The sequence below is a fragment of the Blautia sp. AF26-2 genome (assembly GCF_003460955.1).
Lineage (GTDB): Bacteria > Bacillota > Clostridia > Lachnospirales > Lachnospiraceae > Fusicatenibacter > Fusicatenibacter saccharivorans.
Map to the genome: position 1 here is coordinate 35987 of NZ_QTWD01000003.1, position 21581 is coordinate 57567.

The window sequence follows — 21581 nt, forward strand, 5'->3', positions numbered from 1 at the left end:
CCAGGGCATTCTTACAGTTTTAATCCAATAGATTCATTTACAAAGGAAGTGATAAAGTCCGGCGCTCTTCCGGTACCGTGACGGTCCGGAATTTCAATGAGCAGCGGAAGCTTATGGTTGAGGCGGACATCCTCCAGAATGTCCGGGAATTCCTTCCCGAACTTTTCTGTAAGGAGAATAATTCCGATCTCTTTGTCTGCCAGTGTTTTCTGCAGTGTATCATAAAGCTCCTCGCGCTCATGAACGACAACGCCTTCCACTCCGGCCAGGCGCATGCCCGTCTGAGTGTCTACGTTATCACTGATCAAGAACATTTTCATTTATGATTCCTCCAACTTAAGGTGAAGATCAATACCTTCCGGTTTTGGAATCAAAGTTTACCAAGAATCATGAAGGAGATGATCAGACCATACAGAGCGATACCTTCGGCCATAGCTACGAAGATCATGGATTTACCAAAGATGCTGCCGTCTTCGCTGATTGCTCCAAGAGCTGCGCTTGCGGAAGATGCAACGGCGATACCGGAACCAATACCGGAAAGACCTGTAACAAGAGCTGCACCGATGTAACCAAGACCGGTTGCAAGACCAGCGCCTGCTTCTGTTGCAGCAGATGCAGTTGTTGCGCCTGCGAAGGAAACAACGGTTGCGATCAGCAGAAGGCCGAAGAAGCCGCTTACATTGGCTGCCAGAGATTTTTTGTAACGATTTTTGTTGTGCTCACCTTTGAAGTAATAAGTCATAGGAACAACGATGGTTAATACCATTGCGATTGCAGTAAGTACCTGTACAAATGCTGAGTTCATAATAGTTTTCCTCCTGAAGTTAATTCATTAAATTTACTCTTTGCTGCGATCCGGAGCCATTTTCACTTTTTCCCGATACAGCTTCCCGCCATATTCGCTTCCATTTTGCATGGCTCTGAATCCTCTTTTATTTCTCGCCTTTTTTCAAAAACGGAACAAACGGTTTTCCATCTCCTTCATAGAACCGGCTGAACATCTCGTAATACTCCAGACGCAGTACCTGGATCGCTACCAGCAGTGCCTCAAGGCAGGCAACGAAGACATTTCCGAGAACAATAACCGGCCAGCTGATGCTGCCGCCGCCTGTTGCTCCGCCGAGCATCAGGACAACCTCCATCATAGCCGCATGGCTGACTGCATATGCGCCGACACGGACAAAGGAAATTGTGTTGGAGAAGTAGCTCAAAAGCACATCGAAGAGTTCGAAGAATGCCTGTACAAAGAACATTCCCTTTCCGGTCTCCGGAAATGCATTGCCCTTCTTCTCTACCATACGCTCCAGTGGCTCTTTTAAGAAGATCGCAAGAAGCGGAATACCGAACATGACTACCATCACGCCGACAGCCGGAGCTTTATGGCCGCTGAACAGGAGAACGAGTGTAACGGCAAGGGCTCCGTAGAAAATGAAGCCTGCCAGGGAGTTCTGGCTGAACAGAAGCTCGCCGAGCTTATGGTTTCTTGCTGCATTGATCATATGCAGAACCATTCCTGTCAGAATCATGAACATACCAAATGCAACCGCTGCGACAAATACGGTGTTCATCGAACCGATGAACGGAAGCGTTGTCATCGCTTCCTTCGGATGCAGCCAGAGGGCCGGTATGACATTCTCAAATCCGAAGAAGCTGCCGAACAAGAATCCGAAGATCACAGAGAATACCGCGCAGGTACTCATGATCGCTGCCAGATCCATCTTCTTGTAGTGGTACAGCAGTGCGCCGCCAATCAGCAGACACAATCCCTGTCCTACATCGGCAAACATGATTCCGAAAATAAAGGCATAGGTGAGTCCTACGATAATCGTAGGGTCAATTTCATTGTAATTTGGCAGTCCGTACATCTTCACGTACATCTCAAACGGACGGAAGATTTTCGGATTTTTCAGCTTTGTCGGCGGCTGACGCAGAACGTTGTTTGCATCATCCTCGATGAAGCAGAAGAGATTTGTGTCATTTTCGATGTCCTTCTGGAAGGAAGCGGCATCTTTTTCCGACATCCAGCCGCACAGAATATAGAAGGTTTCCTTCTTGGATTTCGTGCAGGCTGCCAGGCGACGGACATCAAAGTTGCCGGAGAGCTGCTCTAGCTGCTCTTTTGCTGCAACCAGATCCTCTGCGGAATCCGAAAGGCATTTTGCCAGTTTCCGTGAGCACTCGCTGAGTGCATCGTCTGTCTTTTTGATTTCTGCCTGAAGTGCTGCGTAAGCATCCTCCGGCGTTCCGCTGTACTCGTCCGGAACGTAGATTCTTTCGAAGTGCAGGGATGAGAATACGGCGTCCACTTTCGTGACCTGATCTCTTGGGCAGAAGTAAATGCCCCATACATACTGCTCATCGGAATGGCAGCGGTAGAATACCGTATCGCTGTTCTCATAGCAGTAGCTCTCAAATTTGTTGTAATACTCTTTTGTGATCTTTCCGAATCTGAATTTAATAAAGTGGAAATCCAGAATGGAGGAAAGATTGCAGTGCAGATCCTGGAACGGCTCGATTTTCTGTGCTTTTTCCATCAAGTCTTTCTTTTTTGCTTCCAGTTCTGTACGCTCCTGGTTCAACTGGCCAAGGGTGTGATCCAAACCATGGACACAGTTGATGGCATCTTCCAGGGAAAGTCTTTTCGTGGTGGTACGCTTGTCTTCCGGCAGAAGTGCTGTAAAATCTTCCGCCTGTTTTAAGGTCTCTTTGTATGGGTTGATCTGGATATACGGTGTGATATTCTGCATCGTAGACAGCTCCGTCAGAGCGTTTTCCAGATGTATCTCATATTTTGAGAGATAAGTGTTGACCACACGGTCAATGTCGGCTTTCGGCCCGGTGATGCTCAAAAATTTCATCTTGACAATCAATGAGTACACCTCCCCGTGTATTAAGTTTTTGCGATATGCTGCATTGCCTCGTCAGCGCTGATACGGTAACGTACGCACTCGAGTGCAATAATAAGCCGGTTTACCTCGTGCTCTTTGTGATAGAGGTATGAGTATATTGTGGCAACGGAATAAGGATCCTGTCTGGATTCACTGGAAAGTATGTGCTTCATAATGGCTGCATACATGGATTCCAGCGTATCGACCTTGAAGGAATCATACCGTTTCGCATAATAGGTTTGTTCCAGCAGCTGGGAAAATGCACTCATATTCTCGGCTTCTACCAGTGCCTTTACCACATCCTTTTTCAGCCGGTGATGAACCGGAATCAGCAGGGCGTAGATTTGTGCGCTGGTCATGTGATAATAGCGTTTGGAACGGTAGATCCACTGAAGGTTCAGCATGTCAAACTTGCTTCCCCATGCAGCGGTCAGCTCTTCCAGATCCCGCTTTGTCACTACTTTTGATCTGTCTTTCCACATCTGTGCAAAGTAATACAGATCCAGGGTCATCTCATAGTCGAACAGGGTCGGACGCTCGATATCCGCGAGCTGCGACAACGGGGCATAATATTCTGTCCCTTTCAGGTTCGCAATCAGTTCTTCGATCGTCCTGGAGGACGCCAGAAGATTGATGTCCAGCTGGGAATGCTTGTTAAAGAACTCGTCGAATATGGACAGGTTCAATACCACATCACGGTGATCAAATACCGTGTTCAGGCATTCTTTGATAACGGACACTTCGTATCGTTTAAAGTAGAGCGCAAGGAACTTTCTCTGCTCCACATTTGCAAAACGGTACAGCTTGGAAAAATCCCGGTATACCGTCAGGCGCAGCATTTTCTCGATCTGACCTCGGTGAAGGTCAGCTTCGTTGTAGCCCTCAAACAGATCCTCATAGCCTTTATGCTGCTTGAGGTAAGAAACTGCCTGCGGTACACTCTCCAGTTCCACGATTTCCCGAAAATTCTGGTCGTTTAAAAGATGGCTCTGCATGGCTCTTATCTTTGTGGTAAGGCCGCTGTAGGATAATAGACCGCTCATCGTTTCACTTCCTTATAATGTTTTCGTAAATCTGCGTGGACAGTGTTCCGTGATTCTGTTCGTAATAAGCGTCCAGTGAAGATAGAAGTTCGGCGGCAGAGTCCCGCTGCTTTTTCTGATCCGCATCTGTAGTAGAATGAAGTTTTGTTGTGATCTCTTCAATCCGCTTTGCCGTTTCCGCTTCCAGATCTGCATCGAATTTTGCAATCCGCTCTTCCTGCTGCTCGTCCTGGAGCTTCTTCTGATTCTCGGCAGCCTGCATAATCTTAGTAGCAGCCGTTTCGATCTCTGCAAGTTTGTTAATTACAGATTCCATAGCATCGCTTTCCCTCCTTATTTATTTAAAAGACAACAAAGACGAGGAAAACTCCCCGCATCTTTGCTGTTAGTATTCTACACCTTTTTTTCCAAAGTTGACATATTGAAATCGTAAAAAAAAGTGGGATTTCGATCGACTTTTTAATTAAAAATAGACAATGGGTCATATTTTTTCTTCCAATCTCAATAGCCAAAAGATGGTCCCTCATATGATTTCGATATGGATCCAATCCGATTGTCATATTGCTGATAAGAAATGCTATGTGCAGGTTGATATTGTATACAGTATTTTGAAAACTTTGAAAATTTGAAAACGGGATTTTTCTGTTTTGCTTTTTCGGGAGCTATGATATACTGGATATGATCGGCTTTTATTCTAATATTTATCACTTAAGAAAGGAATTTTACGCATATGCGCCTTAGAAATATCAGAGGATCAAAAGATGTGATTGCTTCCTGTCCGTTCGTTGTGCAGGAGCCGGAGAGCTGCCGGGGACGGTGGGCTGAAATTTTTGGAAATGAAAATCCGATTCATATTGAGGTCGGTATGGGAAAGGGCCGCTTTTTGATGGATATGGCGGTTCTGCATCCGGAAATCAACTACGTCGGCATTGAAATGTACGACAGCGTGCTGCTCCGCGCAGTACAGAAACGGGAAAAACTGGAGACGGAAATCAAAAACCTGTTCTTTATCCGCATGGATGCACGCCAGCTTCCGGAAGTGTTTGCTGAGGGCGAGGTAGACCGCATTTACCTCAACTTCTCCGATCCGTGGCCGAAGGACCGCCATGCGAAGCGGAGACTGACGTCACATGAGTTTCTTGCACGGTACGAGAAGATTTTAAAGAAGGACGGAACACTGGAATTCAAAACCGATAATAAAGATCTGTTTGACTTCTCTCTTGAAGAGATGAAAAATGCAGAGGGATGGGAACTCACTGCATTCACATACGATCTGCACCACGATGTGGTTCTCTCAGAAGGAAATGTAATGACGGAATATGAGGAGAAGTTTTCCTCAATTGGAAACCCGATCTGTAAGATGGAGGCACGGTTTCTGTAGCGGAATGCTTTCGCAAATGATTTGATTCCCATCCAAAATACAAACCGGCAGCAGAACGGTCTCTTGAAAAGTAAGACCGCTCCGCTGCCGGTTTTTCTCTGTTTCTATCGCAATGTAAAAAAGTTGATACACAGACTTTTGGTATTTTGCTTGTAAAACAAGAAAAACACCGTCCCCGCAGCTCTCAGGTCTGCAAAAACAGTGCTTTCGATGCGCCTTCAGGGACTCGAACCCTGGACAAATAGATTAAGAGTCTACTGCTCTACCAACTGAGCTAAAGGCGCTTACTTTTGTTTTTCTGTGTTTCATTGGATGATCCACTCGCTGAACACAAATAAGATTATAAAGGATTCTGCCGAAAAAAGCAACCTTTTTTTCACTGTTTCTTTACTTTTGTTAAAAACAGCGAAAACAGGTCTTATAATTCTATTAAATTTCACAATTTTTTCGTATATTTCCGTTTGTTTCGATGACGGCTCCAATGGCAGCCGAACCTACTTCCGTTTCTTATCTTTCTTTTTCAAAAGCTTCTCCAGCTCCTGCATGGATTTCTGGATTTTATAAAGACAGCCGCTGCCGGCATATTTATTCTGATAGCAGAAATCCTGGAGTTTCTGCTGAAGGAAACCTGATTTTCTGATCAAACTTCTTCTCCACTTTCCGGCGTACCGGACACGGGCACCGGAAAAGTTCTTTTTCTTCTATATTATACAGGGAATGTCAAAAATGACCAGAAAATAGCTTGTTTTAGCCATTGTTTTCCCATTTTCTTTCCGTTATAATACAGCAGAATACCATCTAATATCACTTACTATTTTGGGGGAATTTTATGAAAACACGAATGAATTTCAAGGATGAGTTTTACCAGAAATTAAAGCTCCTCGTCCTCCCGATTGCGATTCAGAACTTTATGCTGGCTCTCGTCAGCGCGACGGACGCAATCATGCTGGGATGGATTGACCAGACCTCGCTGTCGGCGGTTTCGCTGGCCGGGCAGGTGCAGTTTGTTTTGAGCCTTTTTATCTCAGGCATCGCGGCGGGCGCCGGTATTATGGCAGCGCAGTACTGGGGGAAACAGGATGCCGCTTCGATCGAAAAAGTGATTCCGATCGCACTTCGCACCAACCTGCTGTTCTCCGGCCTGTTTACCATCCTTGCCGGTTTCTGTCCCGAAATGCTGATGCGCATCTTTACAAATGATGCGGCCCTGGTTGCAAGCGGAAGCCAGTATTTACGCGCTGTTGCACTCTCCTACGTACTCTGCGGTATTTCGCAGGTCTATCTGATCCTGCTGAAAAACACCGGTCATGCAGCAGTCAGCTCCCGCATCAGTTCCACTGCGGTTGTACTGAACATCATTTTAAATGCCATCCTCATCTACGGTCTTTGCGGTGCTCCGGCACTTGGGATCCGCGGAGCAGCTTATGCAACGGTAGCTGCCCGCGTTGTGGAACTGATCTGGGCTTATCTCGAGACAAAGAAACCGGAGCGTGTACGGATTCTCTGGAACCGCCTCTTCTCTTCCGCAGGGAAAATACTTTCAGAAGACTTCTGGCGCTACACGCTTCCCGTGCTTGCGGCCTCCCTCGTCTGGGGAATTGCCTACGTTCTGTACTCCGTTATCATGGGACATATGGGAAGCGATGCCGTTGCGGCAAACTCCATCGCCTCGATTGCCAAGAGCCTTCTCTCCTGCCTGATCCGCGGTGTGAGCGGTGGTGCCGGGGTTCTGATCGGAAATCTGCTCGGCGCGAACGAGCTGGAAAAAGCCCGTGAGTATGGAGGACGTTTAAGCCATCTCTCCATTGCCATCGGCATTGTGACCGGCGGCCTGCTGATGCTTATTTCCCCAGCCATCGTTCATTTTGCCCCACTTTCCGATACCGCAGCCGAGTACCTGCAGTACATGCTTCTCTTCTGCGGTCTGAACCTGATGGCACAATCGGTCAACACCACCGTTCTCGACGGTATCTTTTGTGCCGGAGGCGATGCGAAATTTGATATGCAGGGAAACATCGGCGCTATGTGGTGCTTTTCTGTACCGCTTGGCTTTCTTGCCGCATTCTGGCTGAAGCTTCCGGTTATGGTGGTTTACTGCATTGTAAATCTCGATGAAATTGTAAAGCTTCCTGCCGTTTATCATCATTATAAAAAGTACATCTGGGTTCGAAATATTACCCGCGATGTCGAAGATTAATTCTCACATCATCTGCAGTCCCTGCCGCCGGCAGCTTCCACCGGATACAATACCCAAAAAGCCTCTGAGGAAAGTCACATTCACACCGGACTTTTCTCAGAGGCTTTTGATTATTCCATTGATTGTTCCATTGATTATTTCATGGATGATTACATGGATTTTCTCTCTGCAATTTCCGCCATCTTTGCTTCATTCAGACGTGTGTCGCCATGGACACGGCTGTAGGAAAGATAGCCGTTCATACGGTCGATCTTTGTCAGGTTCTTGGAACCGCAGACCGGGCAGACATCCATGTCGAGTTCCTGGTGGCCGCAGTCATCGCAGTAAGCCAGGGACAGGTTGACGCCCTCGTAGTAGCCAAGCTCCATCGCACGCTCGATCAGTGTCTTGATCGCGCCTTTGTTATAGCCGACCGGATAGCGCACGTACTGGATTTTTCCGCCGTTGCAGAGCTCCCAGAAACGTCCCTCGAGATCCTGTTTCTGGATCGGGGTAATGTCCTCGGTTACGTGGCAGTGGAAACTGTTGCTCACATACGGGCGGTCCGAAACGTTGCGGACGATGCCGTACTGTTTGCGGAACTGCTCTATCTGCAGGCCGCACAGGGATTCTGCCGGTGTGCCGTAGATCGCATAGAGGATGCCGTCCTCTTTCTTAAACTCGGCAACCTTGTCGTTGATATATTTCAGCGTGTCAAGTGCGAACTGTCCGTCCTCAACAAGAGATTTTCCGTTGTACAGCTCCTGCAGCTCGTTCAGCGCCGTGATACCGAACGATGCGGTCATCGGCTTTAACAGCGGGCGGATCTTGTCGGACGGTTTTAAGTGGCCGCCGTAGAAACCTCCCTCACAGTAAGCCAGCGGGTTCGTGGATGCACGCATCTCGCCGAGGTAATCGTAGGTCCGTTTGTGCAGATCGCGGATCATCTCGAGGTAGAAATCAAGCACTTCGTGGAAATCGCGGTTCTCGGAACGGGATTTTGCCAGGATCATCGGAAGATGAAGGGAAACGGCTCCGATGTTGAAACGTCCGACAAAGACCGGTTTGTCGTTCTCATCTGCCGGCTCCATGCCTCCGCGCTCGTACCACGGGCTAAGGAAAGCACGGCATCCCATCGGGCTGATGACTCTCTTGTATTTCTTGTACATCTCGGCGATGTAGCCCTCGCCGCTCATCGACAGCCAGTCCGGATACATGGTTTTAGAGGAACAGTCAAGTCCTGCCTCAAAGACATCTTCTGCGATGCCGCCCTCTCCGTGAATTGCCTTGTCATATAAGAAGACGATTTTCGGGAAGAGCACCGGCTTTTTGTGGCCTTTCTTGCCCTGTCCGTTTTTGTGGACCTCAAGAAGGGAGATGGAAATCATCTTCTCGAACATGCTCGTTCCAAGGCCGAGGGTCACGGTAACGAACGGATAATCACCGCGGGAAGATCCAACAGTGTTCAGTTTATACTCAATTCCCTGCCATCCCTGATCGCACTCTCTTCTTACTTTGTCGATCGCATACTCGATGGCTTTCTCCTGTGCACCCTCCCAGGATGCGTCGGTATATTTCAGGAACTCTTTTACGTAGTAATCGTAGCTCTTCTGTGCGTACGGAGCAAGGATCTTGTCCACCTCCGGCACGGTAAAGCCGCCGTACTGCTGTGCAGCGGTGCTGAGGACGATATCGCCCATGACATCAAATGCGGTGTCGAGTGTCTTCGGCTCGTTGTACCAGACATTTCCCATCTCGAAACCGCCTTTTAAAACGTTTCCGACATCGAACAGACAGCAGTTCATGGTATCGAGACGTGCGGACTGGTCGTGGATGTAGATGTAACCGTCCTTACAGGCCTGCAGCTCGTTGCGGTTCATGAAGAACTTGCGGTACAGCTCTTTGTTCAGCTCGTTGAAAATCAGGCTTCGCTTCGTTGCAACGAGGGCGCTGTCGGTGTTGGCATTGCTCTTGTCGCCGATGTAGCGGATGGACTGGCTCTTCGTGTAGACCTCGTCCATCATATGGATAAAATCAGTTTTGTAATTGCGGTAATCGCGGTAGCTTTTTGCCACAGCCGGGTTTACTTTTTCGAGTGCTCCCTCCACGATATTGTGCATATCGCTGATCGGAATTTCGGTCTTTCCAAGGGAATATACGTGCTCGGTTGCGAACTTACAGATAAAGTCAATCTCCTGCTGTGAGAAGGTATACAGGATTCTCTGTGCGGATTTATTTACGGCACGGACGATCTTCTGCGCGTCGAATTCTTCTTTGGTGCCGTCCTTTTTGATAATATAAACCATTGTGGTGTCCTCCAATTCAAACACTATATCTTGTGTGTCCCCCACCCTTTTCTTGTAGCGGGCACCACATATTGTAGCATGTTTCTTTTGAAAAGAAAAGGCATTTCCTGTAAGTTTTTATTTTCAGAATATTGCATACTGCTCTTTCGTGCAGACAGAAATCTGCATTTTTCAAATTCGTTCTGCAAGCGTTCCTTCAAAAACGGTCTCGGCCGGGCCGGTCAGAAGGACCTTATTTTTCGTCCGGTCCCATGTAACGAAAAGCCTGCCGCCGCGCAGTTCTACGGCAGTTTCTCCCTCCGAAACACAGCCGGAAAGCCTCGCCGCGACGGCTGCCGCACACGCTCCCGTTCCGCAGGACAGCGTTTCACCGCTCCCACGTTCCCAGACTCTCATTTTTATTGTGTGTTGATCTAAAGTCTGGATAAACTCTGTATTGATACGGTCCGGGAAGCAGGAAAGGTGTTCAAAAGCGGAACCGGTCTTTGCAATGGATATTTTTTCCACATCTTCCACCGGAATCACCGCATGCGGATTTCCCATCGAAAGGCAGGTCATCGTATAATTTTCCCCGCACACGGTAATTTTATGCTCCAGCACATATTCCCCCAGAGAAACAACGGGGATCTGTGCGGCGCGGAATTCCGGCGTTCCCATCTCCACTGTCACCTGACAGATCTTATTCGGATTCTCCCCCGTCTGCAGATGAATCACACGGTTTCCGCTGCCGGTTTCGATAGTCAGCGTCGTTTTTCTCGTCAGCCCATGCTCGTACACGTATTTTCCCACACAGCGGATGCCGTTGCCGCACATCGCGCCCTTCGAGCCGTCGGCGTTGTACATTTCCATCGAAAAATCTGCTGTTTTGGATGCCCCGATCAGAATCAGCCCGTCCGCGCCGATGCCGAAATGGCGGTCACTTACCGCTTTTGCCAGCCGTCCCGGACTCTCCACCCGCTCCTCCATGGCATTTACATAGATATAATCATTTCCGCAGCCCTGCATTTTTGTAAAACGCATACACAGCCTCCTCCCAGACTTCTGCCCTTTCCAGTTCCTTACTAAATATGTATTCCGTACCGCGCTTTTGAAAAACCATTTTTCTCAAATCCGCTTCAGACATTGGAAAACGAAGCGGAATGTGATAGAATAGGGGGAACTGATATCGTTACTTACATGAAGTAACTCTCAAATATTTTTAACCATTTATTATGAGGAGGTTTTGATGAAAAAATACCGTTGGGTTTTAACAGCAGTATTTGCCGCTTTCCTCGTGGGAACGAGCGGCTGCGGAAAGAAAACAGAAACGATTCCGATCACAACCATCAGTCAGAGTACCGACGATGACGACCCCAAAGACAATCTGGCGGCCTCCGGCGATTCCGATGAGATTCCGGAATACGATGTGGATCTCTCGAAGAACCTGAACAGTTTTCAGCTTGCCATCTGGGGCGATACATACGAAGTTCCGGAATCCTACGCGGATTTTACAGCGCTTGGCTGGGTCTACAGCGGCGACGACACAAAGGAAATCCAGCCGGAATCCTTCTCAGAGGGCGAAAGCTTTGAAAAGGACGGAAACCAGATTACCGTCGATATTGCCAATCCGGACACCACGGCAAAGCCAGTGGCGGAATGCCTGATCGGAGGCATTCACATCGATACCTCGACCGCTGAGGGTCAGAATATCTATGTCGGCCTGCCGAACGGCGTCACCCTGCAGCAGTCGCTGATGGAGGATGTGGAAAGCATCTACGGTGCGCCAAAGGACCGTTATGAGGCCGATACCTCTGTGCAGTTCACGTATGAATACGGGCTGTACCAGACGATCACGCTCGGCTTCGATAACGAAACGGGAATTCTGTATTCCCTCGATATGCAGAACTTTACGACCACGGCTGATGCAGAAGCGCTCGATGGTGTCAGCGATGCCACAACACCGGAAGTGGAGGCCTACCAGGCACCGGAAGCCGACAGCAGTAAAATCAACGACTGGACCGTCCGCTTTGACGATGTACTCTATCATCTTCCCGTTCCGGTCAGTGAACTTCTGGACCACGACTGGACCGTCAATACGAAAGAGTCCGATACGGCCGTTTTAAACGGAAAATACGGCTACGTCACGCTGGAAAAGGGCGGTCAGAAGCTTTACTGCACCGTACATAATTACGGCGCGGAGGCGACGACAGTACGCAACTGTTTTGTTACTTCGCTGTACGGCGATCTCGATACGACAAAGATTCCGATTTCAATCACAAACGGCATCACGCTCGGCACTTCCGAGAGCGATTTTCTGGCGAAGGCAGGGGATGCCAAATCAGAAAAAACGGAAAAAGAGGATAGTAACCTGACACTCTACACATTCTATAGTGATGACGAAAAGCTGGACTACACTGAAATCGGCATCGACAACGATCTGAAGCTGGTACGCAGCATCAAGGTGGTTCACAACCAGCCGGAAGCGCCGGAAGAAGAAGCCAAAAAAACTTCCGCGGAAGATTCATCTTCCGTTTCCGACAGTCAGGAACCGTCCGAAACACCGGCTCCGTAACGATACTTTCAGAAAAATGGCTGCATGGCAGCTTACTACAGACGAAAACGAGGATTTTTATGGAAAACTTATACGACGTTATCATCATCGGCTCCGGCCCGGCGGGTCTTTCTGCCGCGATTTATGCGAAACGCGCAAAGCTCTCCTCTCTTACGATTGAGGCAAACTTTGCAAGCGGCGGCCAGGTGCTGAATACCTATGAAGTAGACAACTATCCCGGCCTTCCGGGCATCAGCGGCATGGATCTCGGAAGCACGCTGCGCGCACACGCTGAAAAAATGGGCGCGGAATTTTCCCGTGAGCGTGTGAAGGAGCTTGTTCTTGACGAAGAGATCAAGATTGTCCGCACGAGAAAAAATGAGTATCATGCCAAAACGGTCATTCTTGCAACCGGTGCGGAGCACCGCGCGTTAAATGTACCTGGTGAAAAGGAGCTCTCCGGCATGGGCGTCTCTTACTGTGCAACGTGTGACGGCGCATTTTTCAAAGACAAAACCGTTGCCGTTATCGGCGGCGGCGATGTCGCCGTGGAGGATGCGATTTTCCTTGCCAGAACGTGCAAAAAGGTTTACGTGATCCACCGCCGCGATGAACTGCGGGCAGCCGGTGTTCTCCAGGATGCACTGCTGGCACTGCCGAATGTGGAAATGGTGTGGGATACGGTTGTGGATTCCATCGAAGGAAACGAGATGGTGTCCGGCGTGAAGGTAACGAACAAAAAGGCAGGGGAAGCCGGTGTGATCACGGTAGACGGCGTGTTTATTGCCGTCGGCATCGTTCCGGTCTCCGCACTGATCGCAGGCATCGTAGAAACCGATGAGGCTGGCTACATCAAAGCCGGCGAAGACGGTGTGACGAGCGTGCCGGGCGTGTTCGCCGCAGGCGATGTCCGCACGAAGCAGCTCCGTCAGATCATCACTGCAGCCGCCGACGGCGCGAACTGTGTGACTTCGGTAGAGAAATATCTGATCAGCCACTGATGGCTTCTTTCGAATAGAATACGGCAAAAGCAGGCATTCTTCGTATTGTACGGAGAACTGCCTGCTTTTTTCTGTTTTTCCGTAGTTTCTGAAATCTGAAAAACCTTTCATGTCAGTCGTGTAAAACTTTAAAACCTCTTTTTGTCGAAATTGCACAAAGAAACCGGTTTTTTCCCACACGGGCCAATTTTATAAACATCCCGTCCACAAGTTATCCACATAGTTAACCACCGAAAACATGCCTAAAAACAAGTTATACACCGAGTTATCCACATTATCCACGAAAAACGGTGTGGAAAGCATGTGTTTAAATCTTGCGAAATCAGAACGCGTGTTTTGGTCATAACAGAGAAAACCGTTATTTCGCCAAAAGATTTTATAAAGCACTTGACTTTTTAAGTGTCAATCTCTGTTGGTTTTTGACTTGAATTGTGTGAATTTTTCGTACAATTTAATATTACATTTTTCGTGTTCTTTTGCTGTTTTTACAATGGCTGCAAAAAGAAAATCTCCTGTTCGGAAAACGATTGTTTCGTTCCCAGACAGGAGATTTTGATTGGATTTTTCTTTGTTTTACTCTGCCAGCTTTCCAAGCCGCTTTGCTTCTGCCCTCAGCTCTTCGATCCGGCGGTTGCACATGCCCACCGGGACGCCGGTGTCGATGACACGTTCACAGCTCTTCATCAGCTCGCAGGCGCGGGCAAATGCCTCGTCGCTGATCTCCTGGAACGGTGCTTCGGTTACCGTCTCCATCGCCAGAATGCGGGCGAGCTGGTAATCGATATCGTTCGTATACAGGACGCCTGCCGCAAACGGGACATTTTCCTTCTGCAGTTTCCGGAACACCGGGATTCCCGTTCCGCCGCCTGCGAGGACAAAGACGCGCGGTGTTCCCTCCGGCCGCGGCAGCTCGATGCTTCCGAAGCACGGGTCAAACGAACCATTGTCAATCTCGTATAGTTCGCGGATGATATCCTCGCGGAAAATTGTCTCCGGTGCGCCGAAATGGGAAATAGCATCGCCCTTGACGCAGATGATCTTATCTGAAATTTTCTGTGCCAGATCGATCTCATGCAGCGACATGATGACGGTGATGCCCTTCTCCTTTGCCATGCGGCGCAGAATCGCGAGCAGTTCCAGCTTGTGGCGGATATCGAGGAAAGAAGTTGGCTCGTCGAGGATGATGACCTCCGGCTCCTGACAGATCGCACGCGCAAGAAGCACTCTCTGGCGCTGGCCGTCGCTGATGGCGTTGAAATCGCGGCCGCCGAGCTCTTCGGCATGAACGGCGCGCATCGCCTTCTCGACCTTCTCCTCATCCTCGCGGGTCAGCATGCCGAGCCGTCCGGTGTACGGATAGCGGCCCGTTGCCACAATATCGTGGCAGGTCATCAGCTCCGGCTTCATGCGCTCCGTCAGCACAACGGCCATCTTCGTGGACAACTCGCGGAACGAAAGCTCATGCAGGTTTTTCCCGTCAAACTCCACATTTCCGCCGACCAGCTTTAACTGGCGGGTGATGCTTTTCAGAATCGTTGATTTACCGGAACCGTTCGGTCCGATCAGCGTAACGATCTCGCCTTTTTCGATGCCGATGCAGATATCTTTGATCAGCGGCTTCTTATCATAGCCGACCGTCAGGTGGTCCAGATGAAAATAATATTCATTCATATTCTCTTACCCCCTTTTCCGGCGCAGCATCATGAAAATGACGACCGGCGCACCAAAGATTGATGTGACCGTACTGATGGACAGCTCCAGCGGTGCAAACGCCATACGCGCGATCAGGTCGCACATCATACAGAAGACGGCTCCGCCGAGGAACGTTCCCGGGATTACGACGAGCGGACGCGATGTGCCGAGGCTCTGTTTAACGAGGAACGGGACGGCAATGCCGACAAACGAAATCGGACCGGCAAATGCGGTGACGCATGCGGAGAGAATACTCGAAAGCAGAATCAGCGCGATGCGGAATACTTTGATGTTGACACCCATGCTCTGCGCATACGCCTCACCGAGCTGATATGCACCGATCGGTTTTGCCATCAGGAACGTGATGACAAAGGTGATGCCGATCACAGCCGCAGAGATCGCTACGTTGCTCCAGCTCATGCCGGAGAAGCTTCCCTGTGACCAGCCGTGGAGGTTGACGATATCGGAATCCTCCGCGAAGGTGACAACAAAATCCGTGACCGCCGAGCAGATGTAACCGATCATAATACCGCCGACGAGAAGTCCTGCCATATTTTTGATCCGCCGGGACATCAGCAGAATGAAGCTGACGGAGAGAAGGGATCCTAAGAATGCTGCAACAATCATCGTGTAAGATGTGATATTGCGCGCCCGCTCCAGATAAAAGATCATGGTCAGCGCCACGACCATTTTGGCTCCCGAGGAAATTCCAAGAACAAACGGACCGGCAATCGGGTTTTCAAAGAAAGTCTGTAAAAGGAAGCCCGACAGGGACAGAGCACCGCCCAGGATTGCCGCCATCAGAATACGCGGAAGGCGGATTTTCCAGATAATATTGTACGCTTTCCCCTCTCCGGTCCGCCGCAGCAGAATCCGGAAAATTTCCGGAATCGAAATATTTACGTTTCCGGAATTGATATTCAGCACGGTGATGGCGGCGAACGCCAGAATCAGCACCAGGAACACAGCGGCATACCGCGAACGGCGCCGGAAGTTTTCCATATGGAAACTGTTCTCTTTTCCTGTCATATTTTTTTTCTCTGACATACGTTCCTCCATCAGGATAATTTTCTTAAGAATACCATCTGATCCGGATCGCCGCCCGTTACCAGAAGGTTAATGTCGTTGGTAAACTGTGCAATTTTATCGGTTGCCTGATACATCGATTTCTCGGTTGTCCAGACATTGCCCTCTTTGACTGCTTTGTAATCGGCAAACATAGAATCCTTTGCCAGCAGGTCGTCCAGGGTTTTGACGGTGGAATCGATGCTTGCGTTGTAGATCAGGTAGTCCGCATCTTCGGCCGTATCGTAGAACTGCTCCATCGTGATCGGCACGGATGTTTTTCCGCTGTCGTCCTGGAGATCACGGAAGGCGTTGCGCGCACCGCCAAGCTCGATCATGTTGGAAATATAGTCCTCCGGGTTCCGCACAACGGCAGCTCCGCTCGTATTAATATAGAAGAAAGCGACCGTTTTTTCGGTATTCTGGAAATCCTTCAGATTTTCCACAACACTTGCCTGACTTGCAAAGAAGTCGGCTGCCTCCTCCTCTTTGTCCAGCATGGCACCGTAGAGTTTGATCCATTCGGTTCTGCCAAGAGGCTGGGATTCGTAGCTGGAACGGTCGATGAAGACCGGAATATCGAGCATCTCGATCATCTCCTGTACCTTCGGGGAATGGAGGATCATCGTGGATTCAATGGCCAGGTCACAGTTCTCACTGACCAGAAGTTCGTAATCCGGCTCACTGTATTTTCCGGCGAAGATCATCGTTCCGGCATTCATCGCGTCAACGGCATCCTGTACGTACCAGTTGTCTGCGGTTTCACCGGAGAGACGAATCGTATCGAGGGAGTCGATGGCATCGAACAGCGCCATCGGAGAGGTTGCTGCCATGTAGATGCGTTCCAGCGGCTGATGGATTACAATTACGTCGGAATCGAGGTCATCCGGCGCCTCTTTTCCGTCCGGGACGAGCAGATACTGCGCGCCGTCTTTGACATCGATCAGTTTATAGCCGTCTGTGCAGTAGTATACGTTAAAGCACTCGGCGTAATTCAGGACCATCTTGCTCTCGATGGTGATTCCGGTGATGTCCGGTGCGTCGCTGACATCGTCTGTCGTTGCGAAACCATCCGCGGATGCGGTATCACTCCCGGAGGTGCTGCTCGCAGCAGTGGCTTCGGAGGTGCTTTCACTTTCAGCCGTACTTTCCGAGACGGATGTGCTCTCCGTCTGGCTTTCGGAAACATCTGCTGCGGATGCTGTGGATGTGCTGCTCTGAGAAACTGCCGAAGTGCCCGACGCGGACGATGTGCTGCTTCCCGTTGATGCGGTGCTGCCGCAGGCCGTCAGTGACATCGCTGCTGCAAGAAAAAGTGCAGCCCATTTTTTCAGCTTTCTTTCGTTTTTTCCTGTCATTTGATATTCCTTTCTTAAAGAAAAAGCCGCTGCCATACGGCAGCAGCCCTTTCTCATTTTTTGCTGCAAATTATTGTACTTATTTATTCTCTTCTGCCTTTACCATCTGCTGGAACAGCTCGTTTGCCTGATCCTCGCATCCGAAGATCACGCCGTAGACTTTCAGCCACTCTGCTTTCGCAAGATCGGTCTTCTCGTCTGCGGAACGGTCAACCAGCATCGGAATGGTCAGGGTTGCCAGACGCTCTGCGGTGTCGGACAGACGCTCATTTTCCTCTTTCAGAAGTTCTTCCGGAGTCTTGTCTTCGTCTGCTTTCTCATCCGTTGTCTTATCGTCTTTATCGTCCTTCTGATCCTCAGCTTTGGTATCTGCGGTCTCGTCGGCTGCATCAGCATCTTCCTCATCTTTTGCATTTCCCGGAAGGAACTCAGACGGAAGAATTGCAAAATCGATTTCGTCTTTTACCAGAGCTTTGTAGTCCAGATCATCGAATGCTCCGTCGAAGGAGATTTTTTTGTCTTCCATTGCTTTTGCAATGTTTTCGATCTGGCAGTCTTTCTGCTCCATGCCGACTGCTTTGATGCTCTCTGCTGCGTCTAACTGCTCATCGAGAAGTTTCAGGGCATCCTCAGATGCTACGTATGTTTTCTCAACCGGAAGCTGGATCACGATCATATCTTTGTCCAGTCCTGCCGGAATCTCAACATCTTTCGGAACGATCAGATATTTGACAACATTGCCTTCGTACAGCTCTTTTGTCTTTTCGGTCAGATCTTTCGCTTTCTCAGTGCTGGTCTTTTTGGAATCGGATGCTGCTGCCGCTTCTTCCTCGTCGGTTGCTGCTGCGGTATCCTCCGCTGCTGCGGTATCGGTATCTTCTGCTTTCTTGTCGTCCTCGTTCTGTTTCTCCGGATCACGCTCGGTATCTTTTGTCATATCGATCTCCAGCAGGGTGATGCCTTCGTCGTAATGATACATCTTGAAGTACTCTGCGTAAGCAAGTTTTGTCTCTGCTTTGTATTCCAGTCCCATGATCTCTGGAGCGGTGGTATCCAGCTTGGAGTTATCGGTGCTGATCGTGGAGATTGTTCCGTCTGCTTTTACAAATCCTGTGCTGGAAGAAGTGCTGCCGCCCTTCTTTGCTGCTGCCAAGGAGATGAAGATGTTGTAGGAAATCTCATGGGCAACGGACATTCTGGTGGTCATACCGATGATGGTATTGTTCTTGTTCAGCTCAACCGGAATGGTGAAGATGCTGCTTCCGCCGCTGACATTTGCCATGTATTTATTTCCGTTTGCTTTTACATATCCGTAGTACGGACTGCTGAATGCGATCGTTGCATAAGCCTGTCCGTTCGTTACAGTAATCTTGCTGCAGGAGATGGTTACCTTTCCGGATCCGCCGGAGAAGGAGAACCCGTCTGGTGTGTAAACGCCGTCTGCCAGTGTGGTTGCACTGTCTACTTTGGATGTGCCGCCGCTTAAGTCAGACTCATATTTGGATTCCTGCTCCGGTTTGGTATCGGCCGGTTTCTGGGTCGGTGCCGGAGTCGGGGTGCTGGTGGGTTTTACAACCGGTGTCTCAGATGGAGATACGGTTGGGGTATTGGTCGGAACGAGGGTTGGTTTCGGAGTATCGCCCTTGTTGTCATCCGACGGAAGGTCTCCGGTCTTTTTCAGGCTGGAAGATGCAATCGTGATGGCTCTGTCGTACCATTTGCCGCTCTTTACTGCATGAGCTGCTACAGCAAATTCCTGATCAAGTGCCTCTACCGGGATTTCAAACTGCATTCCGGTTTTGGTTTCACCGTCTAAGGTGTAGTCCACTTTTCCGGTGGAAGCGATCCATGCGCCGCTCTCTGCTGCCGCATCTTTTCCGGTTCCCATATACAGATAATCATAGCCGCTTCCGCTTAAGGTGATAACTGCTGTCATTTTTCCGTTTTTCGCGGTCAGTTTTACGCCGACTACCTTGAACATTGCTGCATTAGTTGTTGCCTCTGCACTGTAAATACCATCTGCTACTTTATTGGTCTCATCTGCCGGAAGATCTGCGGTCTTTTTCAGACTGGAAGATGCAATAGTAATGGTTCTTGCATACCATTTATCCCGTTTTGCAGAATGGGAAGAAACAACAAGTGCCTGATCGAGTGCTGCTACCGGAATATCATACTGCATTCCTGTTTTCGTCTCGCCGTCTGCTGTTGTGTAATCAACGGTGCCGACGCCTGCAATCCATGCACTCTTGTCTGTGGCAGCTGCCTCTTCCGGTGTTCCCATGTACAGATAATCGTAGGCAACACCACTTAACGTGATGCGTGCTTTCATGTCGCCGTCTTTTACGGTCAGCTCTACGCCGACTACTTTGAACATAGCTGCGCCGGTCTCCGCGGTTCCGCTGTAGATACCGTTTTCTACTTTCGCCGGTTCCGGAGTTGGAGTTGCGGTTGGAACCGGAGTCTCACTCGGAGTCGGGGTTGCAGTCGGGACCGGAGTCTCGGTCGGCTCCGGTATCGGAGTTACTTCCGGTGTTTTGCTTCCCGGAACTGCAAGATAAAGCTGCTGTTTGGTGTACCAGGTTCCGTCTTTCTTTCCAAGAACGATCGGAACGGTTGTGCCGGCTTTGTCCGCATCTACTTCAAATGTAAAGGAATAACCGCCGTTTGCTTCCTGCATTCCCTGGATAGCCGGTGTTTTTGCAAGGTCATCGTTCTTTCCAAGATACAGTTTATCAAATGATACGTTGTTTGTTTTCAGTGTAAGAACGAGTTTATCGCCCTTGTTGATCATTGTTGCCTCGGAGATGACGAACATTTTGAATACGCTGCCGTCCTCTTTGGTAACCGGTGCTTCTACACTGGCTGGCTTATTCGAGGAATCCTCACCTGGATTTTCGCTTGGAGTCTCGGTTGGTTCCGGTGTTACCGTCGGGATTGCATCGGTGCTGTGGATCGTAACGGTTTTATCAGCCCATGTTTTTTTCTTGGCTGAGCGAACGGCAACATCCATCTGTTTGTCAAGCTCTTCCACCGGAATTTCAAAACGATATCCGGTCTTTTCTGCACCGGTCTTCGTATCCGTATAGGTTTCGCTTCCTGTCGGAGCAATCCAGCTCTTTTCATCTGCTGCGGCAGCTTCTGCTGCTGTTCCCGTATACAGGTAATCATAGCCGGTTCCACTCAGCAGAATGGATGCTTTCAGTTTTCCATCTTTTACGATGAGTCTGGAAGAAATCACACGGAACATGCTTCCGGTTGCTTCTGCAGAAGTCTCATACTCACCATCTGCCGGTTTTGCTGCTTCCGCTGCTTTTGTTTCTTTCTCCTCGGCTGTATTGGATGCCTCATTTTTGGTTGTTTCTTTTACTTCCGTTTTCGGCTGTTCTGCCGCCGGACTGGTATTCTCTTTTACAGCATCTTTGGTTTCTTCTTTTGCCGGTGTTTCTTTTTCAGCATCTTGGGAAGTCTCATCTGCTGCTTCCGGCTCTTTTTCTGTGGTATCGGCAGTCTCTTCACCGTCTTTTGCAGTGTCCTCTGCAGTATCTTCCGAAGCATCCTCATCTGCGGATGGTGTCTCGGTCTCGTCAGATCCTGCCGGTGTCTGATCCTCTGCAGGCGCGGCCGGTGTTTCCGTCGGCTCTTCTGCCGGAGTCTCTGCAGTGCTTTCACTGCTCTCGGTTTCTGCCGGTGTTGTTTCCGGTTCTGCCGTCTCTGCTGTTTCTTCGCTCTGCGGCGCTTCCTCTGCGGCTGCGCTGCTTTCTGTCTGTGCTGCTTTTTCCTGCGTATCTGCTAATACGCTGGCAGTCGGGCTCATGATCATGGACGCCGACAGCAGCAGTGCCAGAAATTTGCTTGAATTTCCTTTCATAACTTCTCCTTTTCTTCGGATCTCCTTCGCGCATCTGCTCCGGATTCCGTCTGACTTTTTCAGGCAGCTGGGCGGTGCCTGTCCCCGTCAATGATGTCTCCCTGCAAGTAATCTTGTTTTTGAGGACACATTTTTTCTGCGAAAAGACAAACAGACATCTGCTTTTTCTGCAAAAGAGTTTCTCCACCGGAGCTCTTTTTCGGACGCATGGCGACAAAAAAGCAGATGTCCGATTTTACTTCGTACATCTTTCCATGAATATATGCTTTCATC

General features: G+C 49.4%; 16 protein-coding genes and 1 tRNA gene. 4 read left to right on the forward strand and 13 right to left on the reverse strand.

What is annotated here, in order from left to right:
• Positions 1–11: 11 nt before the first annotated feature.
• The 5 genes from DWY63_RS05325 to DWY63_RS05345 all read right to left on the reverse strand — a co-directional run bounded on the left by DWY63_RS05325 (position 12) and on the right by DWY63_RS05345 (position 4247).
• Entirely contained in the window at positions 12–320 is a 309-nt protein-coding gene (locus DWY63_RS05325) for a V-type ATP synthase subunit F (protein WP_055220228.1), read from the reverse strand.
• Positions 321–370: 50 nt separating this feature from the next.
• Positions 371–805, reverse strand: a complete 435-nt coding sequence (locus DWY63_RS05330) for an ATP synthase subunit C (RefSeq protein ID WP_022461688.1) — start codon at positions 803–805, stop codon at positions 371–373.
• 127 nt (positions 806–932) lie between these two features.
• Entirely contained in the window at positions 933–2879 is a 1947-nt protein-coding gene (locus tag DWY63_RS05335; RefSeq protein ID WP_308054128.1) for a V-type ATP synthase subunit I, read from the reverse strand.
• 11 nt (positions 2880–2890) lie between these two features.
• Positions 2891–3931, reverse strand: a complete 1041-nt coding sequence (locus tag DWY63_RS05340; protein WP_022461690.1) for a V0D/AC39 family V-type ATPase subunit — start codon at positions 3929–3931, stop codon at positions 2891–2893.
• Positions 3932–3935: 4 nt separating this feature from the next.
• A complete protein-coding gene (locus DWY63_RS05345) occupies positions 3936–4247 on the reverse strand; it encodes a hypothetical protein (RefSeq protein WP_022461691.1) in 312 nt (103 codons plus the stop codon).
• Between the two features lie 414 nt (positions 4248–4661).
• On the opposite strand from DWY63_RS05345, the gene trmB reads away from it, so the two are divergent.
• On the forward strand, positions 4662–5312 hold the full coding sequence (gene trmB, locus DWY63_RS05350) for a tRNA (guanosine(46)-N7)-methyltransferase TrmB (RefSeq protein ID WP_117801545.1): 651 nt from the start codon (positions 4662–4664) through the stop codon (positions 5310–5312).
• Between the two features lie 211 nt (positions 5313–5523).
• Here the strand turns inward: trmB and DWY63_RS05355 are convergent.
• Positions 5524–5596: transfer RNA gene (locus DWY63_RS05355), tRNA-Lys, on the reverse strand.
• 210 nt (positions 5597–5806) lie between these two features.
• Positions 5807–5956 carry a hypothetical protein gene (locus tag DWY63_RS17940; RefSeq protein WP_156327623.1) on the reverse strand — a complete coding sequence of 50 codons (150 nt, stop codon included), beginning with the start codon at positions 5954–5956 and terminating at the stop codon, positions 5807–5809.
• 185 nt (positions 5957–6141) lie between these two features.
• On the opposite strand from DWY63_RS17940, the gene DWY63_RS05360 reads away from it, so the two are divergent.
• The gene (locus DWY63_RS05360) at positions 6142–7509 is read left to right on the forward strand and encodes an MATE family efflux transporter (protein WP_117801546.1); all 1368 of its coding nucleotides are present in this window, start codon (positions 6142–6144) and stop codon (positions 7507–7509) included.
• Positions 7510–7658: 149 nt separating this feature from the next.
• Here DWY63_RS05360 and nrdD read toward each other — a convergent pair whose 3' ends face one another.
• Positions 7659–9794: an anaerobic ribonucleoside-triphosphate reductase gene (gene nrdD / locus DWY63_RS05365; protein ID WP_022461695.1), complete on the reverse strand. Its 2136-nt coding sequence runs from the start codon at positions 9792–9794 to the stop codon at positions 7659–7661.
• A 171-nt stretch (positions 9795–9965) separates the two neighbouring features.
• On the reverse strand, positions 9966–10814 hold the full coding sequence (gene dapF, locus DWY63_RS05370) for a diaminopimelate epimerase (RefSeq protein WP_117801547.1): 849 nt from the start codon (positions 10812–10814) through the stop codon (positions 9966–9968).
• Positions 10815–11019: 205 nt separating this feature from the next.
• Here dapF and DWY63_RS05375 point away from each other — a divergent pair, with 205 nt between their 5' ends.
• The gene (locus DWY63_RS05375) at positions 11020–12345 is read left to right on the forward strand and encodes a hypothetical protein (RefSeq protein ID WP_117801548.1); all 1326 of its coding nucleotides are present in this window, start codon (positions 11020–11022) and stop codon (positions 12343–12345) included.
• Between the two features lie 59 nt (positions 12346–12404).
• Positions 12405–13325 carry a thioredoxin-disulfide reductase gene (trxB, locus tag DWY63_RS05380; RefSeq protein ID WP_117510103.1) on the forward strand — a complete coding sequence of 307 codons (921 nt, stop codon included), beginning with the start codon at positions 12405–12407 and terminating at the stop codon, positions 13323–13325.
• Between the two features lie 573 nt (positions 13326–13898).
• On the opposite strand, the gene DWY63_RS05385 is transcribed toward trxB, so the two are convergent.
• The 4 genes from DWY63_RS05385 to DWY63_RS05400 form a co-directional block, all read right to left on the reverse strand.
• The gene (locus tag DWY63_RS05385) at positions 13899–14996 is read right to left on the reverse strand and encodes an ABC transporter ATP-binding protein (protein ID WP_055220215.1); all 1098 of its coding nucleotides are present in this window, start codon (positions 14994–14996) and stop codon (positions 13899–13901) included.
• Positions 14997–15002: 6 nt separating this feature from the next.
• Entirely contained in the window at positions 15003–16064 is a 1062-nt protein-coding gene (locus DWY63_RS05390) for a FecCD family ABC transporter permease (RefSeq protein ID WP_243001844.1), read from the reverse strand.
• 11 nt (positions 16065–16075) lie between these two features.
• Positions 16076–17440, reverse strand: coding sequence for an ABC transporter substrate-binding protein (locus tag DWY63_RS05395; protein WP_243001845.1), 1365 nt, complete (start codon positions 17438–17440; stop codon positions 16076–16078).
• Between the two features lie 79 nt (positions 17441–17519).
• The gene (locus DWY63_RS05400) at positions 17520–21308 is read right to left on the reverse strand and encodes a hypothetical protein (RefSeq protein WP_117801549.1); all 3789 of its coding nucleotides are present in this window, start codon (positions 21306–21308) and stop codon (positions 17520–17522) included.
• Positions 21309–21581: the final 273 nt, after the last annotated feature.